General features: G+C 59.7%; 18 protein-coding genes and 2 tRNA genes. 13 read left to right on the top strand and 7 right to left on the bottom strand.

Annotation, left to right across the window (positions count from 1 at the left end; translation table 11 throughout):
- The first annotated feature begins 5 nt into the window (after positions 1-5).
- The 13 genes from AAFM31_RS09820 to AAFM31_RS09880 all read left to right on the top strand — a co-directional run bounded on the left by AAFM31_RS09820 (position 6) and on the right by AAFM31_RS09880 (position 10,639).
- Entirely contained in the window at positions 6-2,177 is a 2,172-nt protein-coding gene (locus tag AAFM31_RS09820) for an AsmA family protein (protein WP_341707739.1), read from the top strand.
- On the top strand, positions 2,174-3,232 hold the full coding sequence (gene mutY / locus AAFM31_RS09825; RefSeq protein ID WP_341707740.1) for an A/G-specific adenine glycosylase: 1,059 nt from the start codon (positions 2,174-2,176) through the stop codon (positions 3,230-3,232). The genes AAFM31_RS09820 and mutY overlap by 4 nt, the downstream gene beginning before the upstream one ends.
- A gap of 13 nt (positions 3,233-3,245) precedes the next feature.
- A complete protein-coding gene (locus tag AAFM31_RS09830) occupies positions 3,246-3,518 on the top strand; it encodes an oxidative damage protection protein (protein WP_341707741.1) in 273 nt (90 codons plus the stop codon).
- Positions 3,519-3,605: 87 nt separating this feature from the next.
- Positions 3,606-3,681: transfer RNA gene (locus AAFM31_RS09835), tRNA-Phe, on the top strand.
- Between the two features lie 266 nt (positions 3,682-3,947).
- Positions 3,948-4,715 carry an ATP-binding cassette domain-containing protein gene (locus AAFM31_RS09840; RefSeq protein WP_341707742.1) on the top strand — a complete coding sequence of 256 codons (768 nt, stop codon included), beginning with the start codon at positions 3,948-3,950 and terminating at the stop codon, positions 4,713-4,715.
- 11 nt (positions 4,716-4,726) lie between these two features.
- Complete coding sequence (locus AAFM31_RS09845) at positions 4,727-5,476, top strand: ABC transporter substrate-binding protein (protein ID WP_341707743.1); 750 nt, start codon at positions 4,727-4,729, stop codon at positions 5,474-5,476.
- Positions 5,477-5,518: 42 nt separating this feature from the next.
- Complete coding sequence (locus AAFM31_RS09850; RefSeq protein ID WP_341707744.1) at positions 5,519-6,211, top strand: ABC transporter permease; 693 nt, start codon at positions 5,519-5,521, stop codon at positions 6,209-6,211.
- Positions 6,208-6,912, top strand: a complete 705-nt coding sequence (locus AAFM31_RS09855; RefSeq protein ID WP_341707745.1) for an ABC transporter permease — start codon at positions 6,208-6,210, stop codon at positions 6,910-6,912. Before AAFM31_RS09850 ends, AAFM31_RS09855 begins: the two co-directional genes overlap by 4 nt.
- A 10-nt stretch (positions 6,913-6,922) precedes the next feature.
- Positions 6,923-8,128 (top strand): SAM-dependent methyltransferase, encoded by a 1,206-nt coding sequence (locus AAFM31_RS09860; RefSeq protein WP_341707746.1) that lies wholly within the window; start codon positions 6,923-6,925, stop codon positions 8,126-8,128.
- A gap of 337 nt (positions 8,129-8,465) precedes the next feature.
- Positions 8,466-8,541, top strand: a tRNA-Thr gene (locus AAFM31_RS09865).
- Between the two features lie 223 nt (positions 8,542-8,764).
- Positions 8,765-9,322: a Panacea domain-containing protein gene (locus AAFM31_RS09870; protein WP_341707747.1), complete on the top strand. Its 558-nt coding sequence runs from the start codon at positions 8,765-8,767 to the stop codon at positions 9,320-9,322.
- Between the two features lie 71 nt (positions 9,323-9,393).
- Complete coding sequence (locus tag AAFM31_RS09875; RefSeq protein WP_341707748.1) at positions 9,394-9,720, top strand: hypothetical protein; 327 nt, start codon at positions 9,394-9,396, stop codon at positions 9,718-9,720.
- Positions 9,721-10,117: 397 nt separating this feature from the next.
- Positions 10,118-10,639: a DUF4760 domain-containing protein gene (locus AAFM31_RS09880; protein WP_341707749.1), complete on the top strand. Its 522-nt coding sequence runs from the start codon at positions 10,118-10,120 to the stop codon at positions 10,637-10,639.
- Positions 10,640-10,690: 51 nt separating this feature from the next.
- On the opposite strand, the gene xerC is transcribed toward AAFM31_RS09880, so the two are convergent.
- The 7 genes from xerC to AAFM31_RS09915 are packed head-to-tail and all read right to left on the bottom strand — an operon-like array spanning position 10,691 to position 14,593.
- A complete protein-coding gene (xerC, locus tag AAFM31_RS09885; protein ID WP_341707750.1) occupies positions 10,691-11,836 on the bottom strand; it encodes an integrase in 1,146 nt (381 codons plus the stop codon).
- A complete protein-coding gene (locus tag AAFM31_RS09890; protein ID WP_233048831.1) occupies positions 11,833-12,039 on the bottom strand; it encodes a DUF4224 domain-containing protein in 207 nt (68 codons plus the stop codon). Before AAFM31_RS09890 ends, xerC begins: the two co-directional genes overlap by 4 nt.
- Positions 12,036-12,506: a hypothetical protein gene (locus tag AAFM31_RS09895; RefSeq protein ID WP_341707751.1), complete on the bottom strand. Its 471-nt coding sequence runs from the start codon at positions 12,504-12,506 to the stop codon at positions 12,036-12,038. The genes AAFM31_RS09890 and AAFM31_RS09895 overlap by 4 nt, the downstream gene beginning before the upstream one ends.
- Positions 12,503-12,649, bottom strand: a complete 147-nt coding sequence (locus tag AAFM31_RS09900) for a hypothetical protein (protein ID WP_341707752.1) — start codon at positions 12,647-12,649, stop codon at positions 12,503-12,505. The genes AAFM31_RS09895 and AAFM31_RS09900 overlap by 4 nt, the downstream gene beginning before the upstream one ends.
- The gene (locus AAFM31_RS09905; protein WP_341707753.1) at positions 12,646-13,521 is read right to left on the bottom strand and encodes a DNA cytosine methyltransferase; all 876 of its coding nucleotides are present in this window, start codon (positions 13,519-13,521) and stop codon (positions 12,646-12,648) included. Before AAFM31_RS09905 ends, AAFM31_RS09900 begins: the two co-directional genes overlap by 4 nt.
- Positions 13,518-14,291 (bottom strand): hypothetical protein, encoded by a 774-nt coding sequence (locus AAFM31_RS09910; RefSeq protein WP_341707754.1) that lies wholly within the window; start codon positions 14,289-14,291, stop codon positions 13,518-13,520. Before AAFM31_RS09910 ends, AAFM31_RS09905 begins: the two co-directional genes overlap by 4 nt.
- Complete coding sequence (locus tag AAFM31_RS09915; RefSeq protein WP_341707755.1) at positions 14,288-14,593, bottom strand: DUF6378 domain-containing protein; 306 nt, start codon at positions 14,591-14,593, stop codon at positions 14,288-14,290. The genes AAFM31_RS09910 and AAFM31_RS09915 overlap by 4 nt, the downstream gene beginning before the upstream one ends.
- Position 14,594: the final 1 nt, after the last annotated feature.

Genomic DNA, 14,594 nt, shown 5'->3' on the forward strand with positions numbered 1-14,594 from the left:
AAAGTATGAAATCCTTTGCCAAGGTATTGGGGATGGTGCTGGCAGGCATTGTCATTCTGGTGGTCGGCGCGCTGTTCTTTCTGACCCGGATGTTTGATCCCAATGACTATAAGGAAGACATTCGTCAGGCCGCGCGTGAGCAAGCCAATGTCGAGCTGACGCTGGATGGTGACATCGGCTGGTCGCTGTTTCCCTGGCTCGGCATTGAATTGCAGGACGTCGGCGTCGCACCGGCGGAAACGCCCGATCAACCGCTGGCCTCCGTTGGCACTCTGGGTCTGGGGGTGAAGGTCCTGCCGCTGCTGCGTAGGCAGTTGCGCATGAGTGATGTGATTCTCAACGATATACAGCTGCAACTGGTGCGCAACGATAAGGGTGTGGGCAACTGGGAGAATATCGGCCCTCAGTCAACGTCTGATGCGGCCGACGATGGTGCCGAGGGCGCCCCGGCAGAAGCGGATTCCGGCGACGCTGAGAGCTTTGATATCACGGTTGAGAGTGTGCGCGTGACCAATGCCAGCGTGCGCTACGAAGACCGTCAGAGCGGTCGCATCCTGAGTCTGGATGAAGCCAATTTTACAACCGGTGCACTGGTGCCGGATGAGCCCTTTGATGTCGCTGTGCAGGGCCTCTTAACCACCGATCAGCCGGCCATGCGGGTGCGCGTCGATCTGTCGGCAGTAGCGACCATGCAACCCGAAGCGCAGCGCTACCAAGTCAGCGCGGTGGACCTCAAGGTCGACGCCAGCGGTGATCCCTTCGATGGCCGGGCGGTGAATTTCCAGCTGCAGGGCGACGGCATGGTTGATCTGGCCGAGCAGGTCGCTGAGTTGAATCAGCTGCGCCTGTCACTGGCTGATATGCGCGCGACTGGTCAGGTCAAGGTGACGGGGCTCAGCACCGAGCCGCAACTGACTGGCCGTCTCGACGTCGCTGCATTTGATGCCCGTGATCTGCTGCGTGACCTAGGGCAGGCGTTGCCGGAGATGGCTGATCCGGGCGCGCTGTCGAGTGTGGCGCTGTCGGCCAACCTCAAGGGCGGTGCAAGCAGCATGATGCTTGATGACCTGCAGCTGACCCTCGACGGTTTTGCGCTGACCGGCTCGCTGGGTGTTGCCGACTTCGAGCGTCAGGCGCTGCGCTTTGATCTGAGTGGCGACAATCTCAATCTGGATAACTACTTGCCGCCGCGCGCAGCCAGTGAGGGCAGCGGTGGTGGTTCCGGCTCCGGTGGCAGCCGCTCGCAGTCGGCGCCTGAGGAGTGGAGTGATGAGGCGCTGCTGCCGCTGGACACGCTGGCGCGTCTGGATGTAGACGGTAAGCTGGCGCTGCAGCAGGTCACCCTGACCGGACAGAACATCAAGCCGTTCAGTGTTGCGGTCAAGGCGCGCGATGGTGTGGTTCGTCTCTCGCAACTCGACGGCGGTATCTTCGGCGGGACTTTCTCGGCCAGCGGCAGTATCGACACCCGCAAGACGCCGGTCAGCAATGCGCTGAAAGCACAGCTCAAGGGCATTGATTCGGCCGCCGCACAGCAGGCTTACGAGGTGCCGCAGCAGGTGCGTGGTCTGATGGATCTGAATCTGGACGTGACCACCGGCGGCAACAGCATGCGTCGCTGGATGAACAGCCTGAACGGCTCGGCCAACTTCAAGGTCGATGATGGTGCGCTGCTCGGCGTGAATCTGGAGCAGCAGGTGTGTCGTGCCATTGCGTTGGCTAACCGCAAGTCTTTGAGTGCCGAGCACGGCAGTGAAGACACGCCGTTCGAACAGCTCAACGGCAGCTTTACCATCCGTAATGGGGTGGTCAGTAACCGTGATCTGGTCGCTGACCTGCCGGGGCTGACAGGCAAGGGTCAGGGCGAGATCAATCTGCCGGATCAGCGTATCGATTACCGCCTTGGCTTGTTGCTGGAAGGTGATCGCAGCGAGATGCCGGATGAGGCCTGTCAGGTCAACGAGCGTTATGCCGGTATTGAATGGCCGATCCGCTGTCAGGGCTATCTGCACAACGCTGGCAGCAGCTGTGGCGTGGATACCGAGGGCGTCGGCAAAATTGCCGCCAAACTGGTGGGTAATGAAGTACAGCGCAAACTGGAAGAGCGCATTGAAGATTCTCTCGGCGATAAGGCACCGGAACTGCGTGACGCCATCAAGGGGCTGTTTTCACGGTGACACCCGAGGTTTTTGCCCAGCGCGTGCTGGATTGGTATGACGACCATGGCCGCCACGATCTGCCCTGGCAGCAGAATATGACACCCTATCGGGTCTGGGTGTCGGAGATCATGCTGCAGCAGACGCAAGTGGCCACGGTCATTCCCTACTATCTGCGCTTTATGGAAGAGCTGCCGAGCGTCGAGGCGCTGGCCGCGGCCGACGAGGATCAGGTCCTGCACCTGTGGACCGGGCTCGGTTACTACAGTCGTGCGCGTAACCTGCACAAGGCAGCCAAACAGGTGGCCAGCGCCCACGGAGGCGAGTTTCCGCGCAGCGTCGAGGGTCTGTGCGAACTGCCGGGTATCGGGCGCTCTACCGCCGGGGCGGTTGCGTCGCTCAGTATGGGCATTCGTGCGCCGATTCTTGATGGCAACGTCAAGCGGGTGCTGACCCGCTTCGAGGCGGTCGACGGTTGGCCGGGCGAGAAGGCGGTGCATGACCGTTTGTGGCGCATGGCCGAGTCGCTGACGCCCCAAAACAGGGTGGCGCACTACACTCAGGCGGTGATGGACCTCGGCGCGACCCTGTGTACCCGCAGCAATCCATCCTGTCTGCTTTGCCCGCTGCGTGATGGCTGCAAGGCGCGGGCGTTGGGCGAGCCCAAGCGCTTTCCCGCATCAAGGCCGCGTAAGGTCCTGCCGGTGCGCAGTTGCGTCATGCCGCTGCTGATGAACGAGGACGGCGCGGTCTGGTTGCAGCGCCGTCCGTCCAGCGGCCTCTGGGGTGGACTCTGGTGTCCACCGCAGCTGGATGCCGAAGAAGAACTGGCCGATTTGCTCGGTAGCCTGCACATGGCTGCCCATGAGCGCGAGGCGCTGACGCCGGTGCGGCATACCTTCAGTCATTTCCATTTGGACATCCAGCCGCTGTTGCTGCGCGTCTCTCGTCGCGATGGCGTGGCCGAGGCAGGGCAGGTCTGGTATAACCTGCGCCACCCCGATCCGCTGGGGCTGGCCGCGCCGGTAAAGAAACTGCTGCGCCAGCTCGAGGCGCGGATCCCGTCACTGGCCTGAGAGGAGTTTGTTGATGACACGCATGGTGATGTGCCGCAAATACAACAAGGAGCTGCCGGGCCTGGACCGGCCACCCTATCCGGGCCCCAAGGGTCTGGCGGTTTTCAATGAAGTCTCGCGTAAAGCCTGGGACGAGTGGCAGAAGCACCAGACCATGCTGATCAATGAGCGCCGCCTGAACATGATGGATCCGGAAGATCGCCGCTTCATTCAGCAGGAAATGGACAAGTTTCTCGCCGGTGAAGAGTACGCGCAGGCCGAGGGTTACGTTCCTCCCAGCGAGTAATCTGCCGGTAAGCAGCTGAAAAAGTAGAAAATATTTTTCAGAGTGCTTGACAGGTCGAGGCGCAATCTATTTAATGGCGCCCACGTTGCCCGGGTAGCTCAGTTGGTAGAGCAGGGGATTGAAAATCCCCGTGTCGGCGGTTCGATTCCGTCCCCGGGCACCACTATTTAGAAAGCCCGCTGGCAACCCCAGCGGGCTTTTTTGTTTTTAGTGATTCGAGGCGTCTGGCATAAGGGTTGGCAAGAGTCTTGCCTTAGAAATGCCGAAAGTGACTGAATGCCTGATCTTGGTCATGGTTGGCAGCTGTGCTAGGTTTGCCATCAGTGCGACACTCGGATGACTACAGAAGGAACTGTACCTCATGGCGTCGCACCACAAGTGCGTCAGCCCCATACCTGACGGCCAAAACAGCCTGGTGGATATTGATACGTGACTTCGCCCGCTCTGGAAGTGCGCAACCTGCACAAACGTTACGGCGACCTTGAGGTACTCAAGGGCGTTGATCTGGTCGCCCGCGACGGCGACGTCATTTCGATTCTTGGCTCTTCCGGATCCGGCAAGAGCACGATGCTGCGCTGCATCAATCTGCTGGAAAACCCCCACGAAGGTCAGATACTGATCGCTGGCGAAGAGCTCAAGCTCAAGCGCAGTCGGCAGGGCGATTTGGTGGCCGCGGACAACAGTCAAATCAATCGACTGCGTGCCCGCGTCGGTTTTGTATTCCAGAATTTCAATCTCTGGCCGCACATGAGCATCCTCGACAACATTATCGAGGCGCCGCGTCGGGTGCTGGGCCAGTCCAAGGCCGAAGCCGTTGAGGCGGCTGAAGCCTTTCTCGAGAAGGTCGGGATCGCCGACAAGCGTCACGCCTTCCCGACACAGCTTTCCGGTGGCCAGCAGCAGCGGGCGGCGATTGCCCGTACGCTGGCCATGCAGCCGCGGGTCATCCTGTTCGACGAACCGACTTCCGCTCTCGATCCCGAGATGGTGCAAGAGGTGTTGAACGTGATCCGTGCGCTCGCGGAAGAGGGGCGTACTATGCTTCTGGTAACCCATGAGATGGGGTTCGCCAGGCAGGTATCGAGTGAAGTGGTATTTCTGCACCAGGGGCAGGTCGAGGAGATCGGCTCCCCGGAGCAGGTATTCGGCAATCCCGTTTCCGAACGCTGCCGTCAGTTCATGTCAAGCCATAAGTAAGGAGTCCTTCCATGAAGCAATACAAGAAAGTCTTGCTGGCAGCCGCGACCGCGTTGTTTGTAAGTGCTCCCGCCGTTGCCGAGAGCCTGCGTATCGGTACCGAAGGTGCCTACCCTCCCTTCAACCAGATCGACGCCAGCGGTGAAGTCGTTGGTTTTGACCTGGATATCGCCCACGCCCTGTGTGCGGAGATGAAGGTCGAGTGCACCGTGGTGACCTCTGACTGGGACGGCATCATTCCGGCCCTGAACAACAACAAGTTCGACTTCCTGGTCGCTTCCATGTCGATCACTGACGAGCGCAAGCAGGCAGTGGACTTCACTAATCCCTACTACACCAACAAGCTGCAGTTCGTTGCGCCCAAGTCGTCTGACTTCGCCACCGACGAAGACAGCCTGAAGGGCAAGACCATCGGCGCTCAGCGCGCGACCATCGCCGGTCAGTGGCTGGAAGACAACCTGGGTGACGTGGTGGATATCCGCCTGTACGACACTCAGGAGAACGCCTATCTGGACATGAGTGCTGGCCGTATCGACGGCGTACTGGCTGATAACTTCGTACAGTACGAATGGCTGCAAAGCGACGCTGGTGCGGACTTCGAGTTCAAGGGTGAGCCGGTGTTCGACAACGACCAGATCGGCATCGCCGTGCGCAAGGGCGATCCGTTGCGCGAGCGCCTGAATGCTGCGCTGCAGACCATCGTTGACAATGGTACCTACGAGACCATCAACGCCAAGTACTTCCCCTTCAGCATCTACTGATGACCAGTCGGGCCCTGCGGGGCCCGACCTGGATGTAAACCCATGCCTGATCTTCACGGTTTTGCTCCAGCCCTGCTCGAAGGGACCTGGATGACCATACGTCTGTCACTGGCGGCGCTCGTATTCGGCCTGCTGTTCGGCCTGCTCGGTGCCTCGGCCAAGGTGTCAGGCAATCGTGCTGCCCGCCTGTGTGGCGGCTTCTACACCTCTGTCGTGCGGGGCGTACCCGAGACCGTCTGGGTACTGATGATGTACTTCGGTACGGTGTCGGCCATGAACGCCATTGGTGCCTGGTTCGGTAACCCGACGCTGTCATTGAGCCCTTTCGTTGCGGGCACGCTGGCGCTGGCGCTGTGTTTCGGGGCCTATGCCACCGAGGTATTCCGTGGAGCGCTGCTGGCGATCCCCAAGGGGCAGAAGGAAGCCGGGCTGGCGCTGGGCATGTCGAACCTGCGTATCTTCTGGCGCATTACCCTGCCGCAGTTGTGGCGCGTAGCTCTGCCGGGGCTTGGTAACCTGTATCTGATCATGCTCAAGGACACCGCGCTAGTGTCGCTGATCACCCTTGAGGAGATCATGCGCAAGGCGCAGACGGCAGCCAATGCGACCAAGGAACCGTTCACCTTTTATCTGTTGGCCGCGTTGATCTACCTGTTCCTCACGGTCTTTATCATGGCGGCGATGCATTGGTTTGAGCGTCGTGCCAATCGGGGTTTTGTGAGGACTGAACTATGACTTGGGCCGAACGCTGGGCGCTGATCGAGCGCTTTCTGCCGCAACTCTGGGACGGCACTCTGGTCACCCTGCAGCTGGTCGGTTTGGCGGTGGTCATCGGTCTGTTCTTCGCCATCCCGCTCGGCCTGGCTCGTGCATCGCGGCACTGGTACGTCCGCGCATTGCCCTACAGCTACATCTTCTTCTTCCGTGGTACGCCGCTGCTGTTGCAGCTGTTTCTGGTTTACTACGGCATTTCCCAGTTTGAAGTGGTGCGCAAGAGCTTCCTTTGGCCCTACCTGCGCGAGCCTTACTGGTGCGCCCTGATCACCATGACCATGCACACCGCGGCGTACATCGCCGAGATCCTGCGTGGCGCGATTCAGGCGGTGCCGCCGGGCGAGGTTGAGGCGGCGCGTGCGCTGGGTATGTCGCGTCGACAGGCGCTGCAATACATCATCCTGCCACGTGCCATTCGCATCGGCCTGCCAGCCTACGGCAATGAAGTCATTCTGATGCTCAAGGCCAGTGCCGTGGTCTACACCATCACCATGATGGACATCATGGGCGTGATCCGCACGATCAACTCGCGTACCTACCAGTACGAGCTGTTCTTCCTGGTGGCCGGGGTCATGTACCTGATCATCACGCTGGTCTTTACCCAGCTGTTCCGGCTGGTCGAGCGCTGGCTCAAGGTTGACGCCAGCCGCGAGCAACGCTGATCCCTTCTGCGTGGAGCTGCGTGCGCGGTTCTCCGAGCTGACGGACTGGCTGCAGCGCCATCAGGCGCTGTGGCGCGCTCGCCCCTTCACATCACCTGTCCTTGAATGGGAAGCCGACTGGCCCGAGCTGGCCGGCTGGCTGCGTGCTCGCTCGCTGGCGGACGCCGAGGTGGCGCAGTCGCAGCCGGCGCTGTTGCGGGGCGCGCCTGAGCCATTTGGCCGTCTGGCCGCCGAGGCCGCTGATCTGTGCGCTCTACCGCGCTGGGAGGCAGCCGTCTCCCAGTCGGTGCCCGAGCTGCTGCACCGTCATATCCCAGGTCGCAAGTGGCAGCAGATTACCCGTTTTGCTGCGGTGACCACCGCGCGCACGCCGGCGCCGGTTGAACGCTGGGTGGACTGGTGTGCAGGAAAGGGGCACCTGGGCCGGCTGTTGGCCTGGCAGAGCGGTTGTCCGGTCTGCTGTCTGGAGTGGGATGCCGAATTGAACCGTGCCGGCGCCGAGTTGAGTGCGCGGCTGCAGGTTGATGCGCAGCATCTGGATGCTGACGTCATGCAGGACAACAATGCCGAGGGACTTGAACGCGGCGATACGCTAGTGGCGTTGCACGCCTGCGGCGACCTGCATCGGCAACTGATCGAGCAGGTGGTTGCTCGTCAGTGCCGGCAGCTGGCGCTGTCTCCCTGTTGTTACAACCGAATCGCCGGGACAGTGCATCAACCGCTGTCGCGCGCAGGGAAGGCCGCGGCGCTGCCGCTCAGTCGTGATGAGCTGGGTCTGGCGCTGCAGCAGAGCGCCACCGCCGGCGCCCGTGAGCTGCGCCAGCGTGACCGTTCGATGGCTTGGCGGCTGGCGTTTGATTGCTGGCAGCGCGAGGGTAGGGGTGTGGATAGCTACCTGCCTACCCCGTCGCGTGCGCCTGGCCCGCCACCGCAATCGCTTGATGACTTCTGCATTGCCATGGCCGGTTACCACGGTCTGCAGCTGCCGGCCCCAGCGGACTGGCAGGCTTTGGAAGCGCTTGGCTGGCAGCGGCTGGCGGCGGTGCGCAACCTGGAGCTGGTCGGCGGCCTATTCCGGCGGCCGTTGGAGCTATGGCTGGTGCTGGAGCGGGCGCTGTACCTGCAGGAGGCAGGTTATCGGGTTCAGCTTGGTGAGTTCTGCGAACCAGCGCTGACGCCGCGCAATCTGCTGCTGTTGGCTCAACGGGATAACTGACAGGCCATCACCAGTCTGTGAACTGCTTGCGCACAGACTTATCCACAGCGTGTGCATATCTGTGGTTATCCACGCCTTCTGTGCATAACTGTGTTGATGAGGTTGTAGTAACTACCTCAAAGCGAGAGTCCACGCGGCTTTGCGGTGCCAGGTTAATTGTTGATCAGTTGTGTTTGATGCATGAAAACAACGACTTGCATAGCCTTTATGAAGTGCTGATCGAAAAGTCATGCACAAGTGGACGAACGGTATCCACAGGAAAAAAACCAGGATAATCAGCGCCCGCACGCCGCTGATCTCTTTACACAGAAATTTGGCGATATATAATGCACCCCGCGCCGGTATAGCTCAGCTGGTAGAGCAACTGACTTGTAATCAGTAGGTCCCGAGTTCGACTCTTGGTGCCGGCACCATATAAATCAAAGGCTTGCATACGTGCAGGCCTTTGTCATATCAAGATTACGTACAAATCTACGTACAATTAGTTGTGCCGTAGAAGCCCTGTACGCTAGCGCACTACCTCGCTGCGGGTAGATGCGCAGCGCATCTGTCCGCAGCGAGATTTGTTGTCTACTATTGAGTAGTAACACTTTGCATCCCCATGTGCTTAGAGTGCTTGGGAGGAGAGGTAATGCGATGCTTAGCGAGCAGAAAGTTTCCCAAATTGCGGCGTTCTTTCTTTCAAGGAAGGACGAGGCGATGCCCCATTTGAAGTTGATCAAGCTGATGTATTTGGCAGATCGGCTTTCTATGGCTCGTTTCGGTGTTCCCCTGTCTGATGACAGGGCTTACTCAATGCCGCACGGCCCGGTTCTTTCGCGCTCCCTGAACCTGATGAAAGGTCAGGTGACTTCAACTGAGTGGAGCTCTTGGGTCTCCCCCTTGTCAAATCATAAGCTGCGACTTGTTAGGCCGGTAAGCGAGCTCGATGATCTGGATGAGCTTAGTCCTGCAGATATCGCGGTTCTGAACGACGTTTGGGCGGCTTTTGGGCGTTATGATCAGTTCGCGTTGCGTGATCTCACGCATGATGGGCTGACTCCTGAATGGGAGGATCCGAGGGGATCCTCGCGTGAGATTGATCCTGCGCTTGTGTTTCGGCTGATTGGTGATAGTGCAGAGGTCGCTGACCAGAAGGTGAGTAATCTGTTGGAGCGGCGCGAGCTGGCACGGGTGATGTCTGAGTTCACCTGATGCCTGGAGCTATAATCACCCGCGGGACACTATTGATTCCAACAGGCGGCACGCGCCACCTGCATGTCGTTATGAACGACCCGGTCCATTGTCCGATATTGGGTGCGCCTGCGGTGTTGCTTGTCAATGTGTCGACGGTAAGACCTCCGCAGTACTACGATCCCGCATGTGTTCTTCAGCCGGGTTGTCACCCCTTCGTTATCAATTCTAGCTGGGTGGTGTATAAAGAAGCGGTTGTGAGCAATGTGGCACGTCTTGATGGAGGGCTTGTGTCTGGCGTGATTCATGCCCACGATCCTGTGAGTCAGGCGGTTTATTCGCAAGTCAGGTCTGGGTTCGATGTTTCGATCCATGTCACTGTGAAAATTAAGCGCTTCATAAAAAGCCACAACATCTGACTTGGTCGTTGTGTAAGATTGCGGCCTTCTCTGGAAAAACTTCTACACAGTGCGACAGTTGACTTTTTGGCTTCTGCCGTCGATGCTTGGGGTGACGGTAGCGTCATCCACCAATGGAACTGGGAGTAAGGCATGCGGTCGAATCCTTTGAGTTGTGCAGCCAAAGTTTGAAGTGTTTCTATCTTTTGAGTAGAATGCTTCCCCCTTCAATGAAAATTAAATAAAAATCAACTCTACTTGAGCAACTGAGAAAGCGCTGAGCGCTGGAGGATGGACCATGATTTTCATTCATGCACGCAACGACGACTACGAGGGCTTCTAATAAAGCCTTTTCATAGCGTCGATTTAGATTCAAAATGGAGGCTATATGCCTCCATTTTACGTTTGAGGGTTTGCAATGGAATGTGAAGGTTTCTTCGGTTGCTTTGAAAGCGTCGTAGGATCGACCGCAACTCAAAATTCGTTGTTGTTTTTCGCTGCCGCAGTTGCTGTTGTTTCGGTACTTTACGCCCGGGCTACGGCTAAGAAGCAGCAATCCGCTGATCTACTTCTACAAAGCCGAACGGATGGTGAGCTGGTGGCCGCCATGAGATGCATCTCAGATCTCCATGAGCTAGGAGACGGGAGCATACGGGACCTGGCAAGTAAGACTGCTGCAGAAACAAAGGAAGCCAAGTGCGTTCGGTACGTTCTCAATCATTGGGAATACGTGAGTGTTGGTGTTCAGTCAGGCATATATGATGAAGCGATGTTGAGGCGCGCGAGCTTCAACACGGTTATCCAGCTACACAAAAGCGTTCGGCCGTTCATTGATAATCTGCGCGGTATTACTGGTCGAAACACGATCTACCAAGAGTTTCAGTGGCTTGCTGAGCGTTGGGAGGCCAAGGGCTTGAGCCGGAAGAAGCCGAAGAGCTGATTTTCTGTGCTAGTACCTTGAGCCTTATGTCGTCTGGGCTTCGTAGCAATCTCACTCCGCCGATGGCTTAACCGTCGGCACACTCAAGTCGTAAACATCCATCATTGCTTCATCCTTGTGCCCGCTGGCCTGCTGTTTGTCTGCCCGGGTGCCCTTCGTGTCTGTGATTCCCTTCCTTTTTAGATCGTGCATGCCGAAGCGTTGCTCCGGTGTCAGCACGCCATCCTTCAGTGCAGATGTGATGAATCGCTGCCAGGCGGTATCCAGTCCTGACTTGGTCAGTGCGCGACCGCTGGTGCCGACGATGATCGGGCGGCGTGCTGGCTGCAAGTTCACTGCGGTCTTTCTCTTTTCCCAGGTTTCAGCCCGCAGCGCTTTGGCTGCATTCCATGCTGCCCGAAGGCGCGGTGTCCAGCCGACGATGTTGTCGCGGCTGCCCTTGCGGCGGTTGGTGAGGATGCCTTCGGGGCGTTCGTTCGCGTCGGTCAGGGTGATGGTCTCGATGAGGCGCAGCCGGCAGAGATAGCTGAGCTCCATGGCGATCCAGAGGTATGGCGAGCAGGCGCCGGCTTGGCCGCGCTTCAACTGGCCACGCTGCTGGGCGCGCTGGATCAGGGCGTTCATCACTACCGTATCTGGTAGCCGGCGTTGCTTGCGTTCCTGTGGCGACTCCAGGCCCTTGGCTGGGTTGTCGTCCATGTAGCCACGGTTGCGGCCCCACTGCATGACGCGGCGCAGGTAGCGCAGGCAGTGCGCTGCCTTTGATGGGCCTGACTCTGCCAGCTTGTCGATGATGCGTTGGATCATCGGAGCGGTGAACTTGCGGGCGGCCAGCTGGCCGAGCGGCATGTCCAGTTTGGTTGGCAGGTTGGACAGGATCTCGCGGCAGTAGGCGTAGTCTTCCTGCGTCTTGAGGGACAGACGCTTCAGCTGCGGGCTGGCGTGGAACTGCTCGAACAAGTAATCAAGGCTCGCGGTGTCGTGGCCGTCGATCTCCTCGATCAGCTTGTGCAGCTCGGCAAGGGTTACCTTTGCACTGCACAGGTTCTGGCGGGTGCGCCGGCCTGCCTCGTTGAAGGCGAGCCGGTACCAGCGGCCCTCGCCACGGTGATCAAAGTACACGTCCTTTGGCAGCGCGCTCTGATCGATGTGCTTGGGAATGAGCGGGTTGTGCTTCCGCTTGCGGCCGCGTCTCATACGATGTCTGGTCCGTAGTTGTCGTTATCCGCTGGGCGTAGCCCGCCTGCCTGGTTCACCAGGTCGATGGTCGTCCATGGCCCGTTGCGGCCAACAAAGGTTTTGATGCCCTGCCGGCGCAGCGACTTCTCCACATCGGCCCGCCGGGTGTATCCGGTGATCCGCTGCAGCTCCTCAAATTCTAGTACCTTGGCGGCGCTCATGCTGCAGCCCTCCGCATTGTCCGCAGCGCAGCAGCAAACAGGCGCTCGGCTTTCTCTTCTTCAATATCCTGCTGTCGCGGCATAGCGACCCATCCGAACGAATGGACCTGCACGCCGTTGCCTTCCAGTCCTATCTCAATCTTTACCCGTGCCATCAGGCGTTGGTGCTCTTCTTCCAGCGTCGGTACCAGATCCGCCTGCACCATCGGTGCGGACAGCGTAACGGTGGCGTGGTGCATCCGTTTGTCATCTGTCATGACGGCCATGAAGATGCACCAGTGGTGCGCCCAGTTGGCGATGGCGCCTGCTTGATACAGGTCCAGCACGGTGACCTGCTCGCGCTTCATGTCGACCGTGCGCACTTCGCCATTGCCCAGCGTGCTGTGGTGCACGATGGTGATAGTGCGCAGCAGGATGCCCATCATCTTGTCGCGGCGCTTCTGCAGGTTGTGGTTTCGCTTCGTCATCGGGCCTCCTGCTGGCGGCGCTGCTGGCCGATCTGTTGGCGTTTGCGCGAGCAGCGTTTGTGATCGCCTTGGTTGCGGCGGTGGCCGCAGATGTCGCAGTGCTGTGGTAGGTCGAGGCTGCGCAGGATGAGTGGGGTTTTCATGCCATGTACCTCAGCATTTCCTGACCGATCCACTCACCCACAACCGTGCTCACGCCGTTGCCGATCTGGCGGTAGGCGGAGGTGTCCGACACGGGGAATGTGAACCAGTCCGGCACGCCCTGCAGGCGGGCATACTCGCGCACGGAGTAGGGGCGCACACCCAGTGGGAATCGCTTGTCCGCGACCAGCCGGGTGCTCTTGTCCTTCGCGTAGTGGGCCACGCAGGTCGGGGCAATGTCCCCCTTGGCCGGGTCGCTGATGATTGGCCTGTCGCGGTAGCCGCCAGTCATTCGGGTGCGCACTGCTTTTGGTACGGTGATCTGCGGGTCTCGCTCAAGAACGTCCTTGAGTGTCAGCGGTTTTGTGGCTTCGGGCGGCCGGACGGTGAACGGGCGTTTTGTGCCAATGATGATCAGGCGGTGGCGGCGTTGTGGCAGCCACGTCTCTGACTTGATCGGGCAGAACACCTGCACGTAGTAGTCAGGCAATTTGCTCATGGCTTCCATCACGACGGGGAACGCGCGCATGCCGGGTACGTTCTCGACGATATAAAACTCCGGTCGCGCCAGCGCCAAGTGGCGCAGCGCATGCAGGAACAGCTCATCGCCAGTGCGTGTGCCGTGAATGTCGGCAATGGCGCTGTACTTGGTGCAGGGGTAAGTGAACACCATGCCGTCGCAGCATTCCTGATCCAGCACCAGTTCGTGAGCTAGATCGCACTGCACAACGTGGTTTCCGAGGTTGTGCCGGTAGGTCCGGCAAGCCTCTCCATCCAGCTCAAAGGCCTGGCCGATGGTGATGCCAGCGTTCATCAGGCCGATATCCATCAGGCCGCCCCCACAGAAGTAGGAGTTGATGACAGGTGTGGTCATGGATTCGGCCTCCCGCACAGCTGCTCCGGTCTCCTCTCGTCCAGGCAGTACAGCTGCAGGAATTCGTCCACTGCTGCGATATCGCCGGCGTAGTAACGGGTGGCCATTTCTTCGAGGTGCTTGAGCATCTCGCGGGCGCCGCCCTTGAGGTGGCCACCAACGCGGGCAAGCAAGCCGTGTGCGCTGATGCACATGCCGTAGTGTCTGGCTGCGAGTGGTACGGCGGTCCCCGGTTCAGTTGTAAGCTGCTGGTTTACAACTGGCGCAGGGCTCACCCCCAGCAGCGATGCCATTTCACCCGCGCCCGCGGCGCAGTTCGCGCAGTGTCCGCGACCCTCGATGAAGCCCGCGCCGTAGCTGCCGGGCGGATAGCTGTCGCCACATTCGCAGGCCACCGGCTGCGCGTCTGCTTCTATGCAGTCCACGGCAGTTGCAGCAGCCAGCACGGCCAGTGCCTGGGTCTGGGTCGGCCAGGTCAGACGCACTTCGGTACCGGGGGCGGTGAACAGCAGGCAGGCTACCTCCTCTTCATCCGGCCCCAGCATCAAGCAGGGTTCTACGGTGACGCCGGGTTGCCCGAGGTGGATGGTCTGGCAGAGCGTTGGCGGGATGGTGCCCGCCTGGATAATAGCGGCCAGCTCTTTGCCACGCTCTACGCCGGTGGCGTAGGCGTGGTTCTGCAGCTCGACCAGCATGTCGTTGATGCGGCCGGTAACCTGCTCGTGCTGGGTGCCGATGGCGCTGTAGTCGTCTTCGTGGATACCGTTCACTGGGCACCTCCGGACACATTCCGCGCAGCACAAGCAGCCTCACCCGCCAGCCCTGCATAGGCCGCGCGGTCTTCGTAGTTGTCCGCCTTGAAGTTGCCCTGCTTGGAGCGCACCAGCTTCAGCAGCTCCATGAAGTTCCAGCCGTCCTCTTCGCTGAGTGGCTCGCGCAGCTTGTCGGCCAGCAGCACGTTGGCCATGGCTACGGTCATGCCCATCGAGCGCTCGCCCTCGGGCTTGTCGTAGGTGGTGGCGCGGTCTTCCATGTGCAGCAGGCCTGCTTTCAGAAAGTCGGGTGCTCTCATG

It is taken from the genome of Halopseudomonas sp., from assembly GCF_038130085.1.
In the GTDB taxonomy this organism is placed as follows: Bacteria; Pseudomonadota; Gammaproteobacteria; order Pseudomonadales; family Pseudomonadaceae; genus Halopseudomonas.

Excerpts from the sequence above, each read along its gene's own strand:
- AAFM31_RS09845 (WP_341707743.1), top strand. The coding sequence starts at position 4,727 with ATGAAGCAATACAAGAAAGTCTTGCTGGCAGCCGCGACCGCGTTGTTT.
- AAFM31_RS09880 (WP_341707749.1), top strand. The coding sequence starts at position 10,118 with ATGGAATGTGAAGGTTTCTTCGGTTGCTTTGAAAGCGTCGTAGGATCG.
- AAFM31_RS09850 (WP_341707744.1), top strand. The coding sequence starts at position 5,519 with ATGCCTGATCTTCACGGTTTTGCTCCAGCCCTGCTCGAAGGGACCTGG.
- AAFM31_RS09855 (WP_341707745.1), top strand. The coding sequence starts at position 6,208 with ATGACTTGGGCCGAACGCTGGGCGCTGATCGAGCGCTTTCTGCCGCAA.
- AAFM31_RS09820 (WP_341707739.1), top strand. The coding sequence starts at position 6 with ATGAAATCCTTTGCCAAGGTATTGGGGATGGTGCTGGCAGGCATTGTC.
- AAFM31_RS09870 (WP_341707747.1), top strand. The coding sequence starts at position 8,765 with ATGCTTAGCGAGCAGAAAGTTTCCCAAATTGCGGCGTTCTTTCTTTCA.
- AAFM31_RS09890 (WP_233048831.1), bottom strand. The coding sequence starts at position 12,039 with ATGAGCGCCGCCAAGGTACTAGAATTTGAGGAGCTGCAGCGGATCACC.
- xerC (WP_341707750.1), bottom strand. The coding sequence starts at position 11,836 with ATGAGACGCGGCCGCAAGCGGAAGCACAACCCGCTCATTCCCAAGCAC.
- AAFM31_RS09875 (WP_341707748.1), top strand. The coding sequence starts at position 9,394 with ATGAACGACCCGGTCCATTGTCCGATATTGGGTGCGCCTGCGGTGTTG.
- AAFM31_RS09895 (WP_341707751.1), bottom strand. The coding sequence starts at position 12,506 with ATGACGAAGCGAAACCACAACCTGCAGAAGCGCCGCGACAAGATGATG.
- AAFM31_RS09900 (WP_341707752.1), bottom strand. The coding sequence starts at position 12,649 with ATGAAAACCCCACTCATCCTGCGCAGCCTCGACCTACCACAGCACTGC.
- AAFM31_RS09905 (WP_341707753.1), bottom strand. The coding sequence starts at position 13,521 with ATGACCACACCTGTCATCAACTCCTACTTCTGTGGGGGCGGCCTGATG.
- AAFM31_RS09915 (WP_341707755.1), bottom strand. The coding sequence starts at position 14,593 with ATGAGAGCACCCGACTTTCTGAAAGCAGGCCTGCTGCACATGGAAGAC.
- AAFM31_RS09830 (WP_341707741.1), top strand. The coding sequence starts at position 3,246 with ATGACACGCATGGTGATGTGCCGCAAATACAACAAGGAGCTGCCGGGC.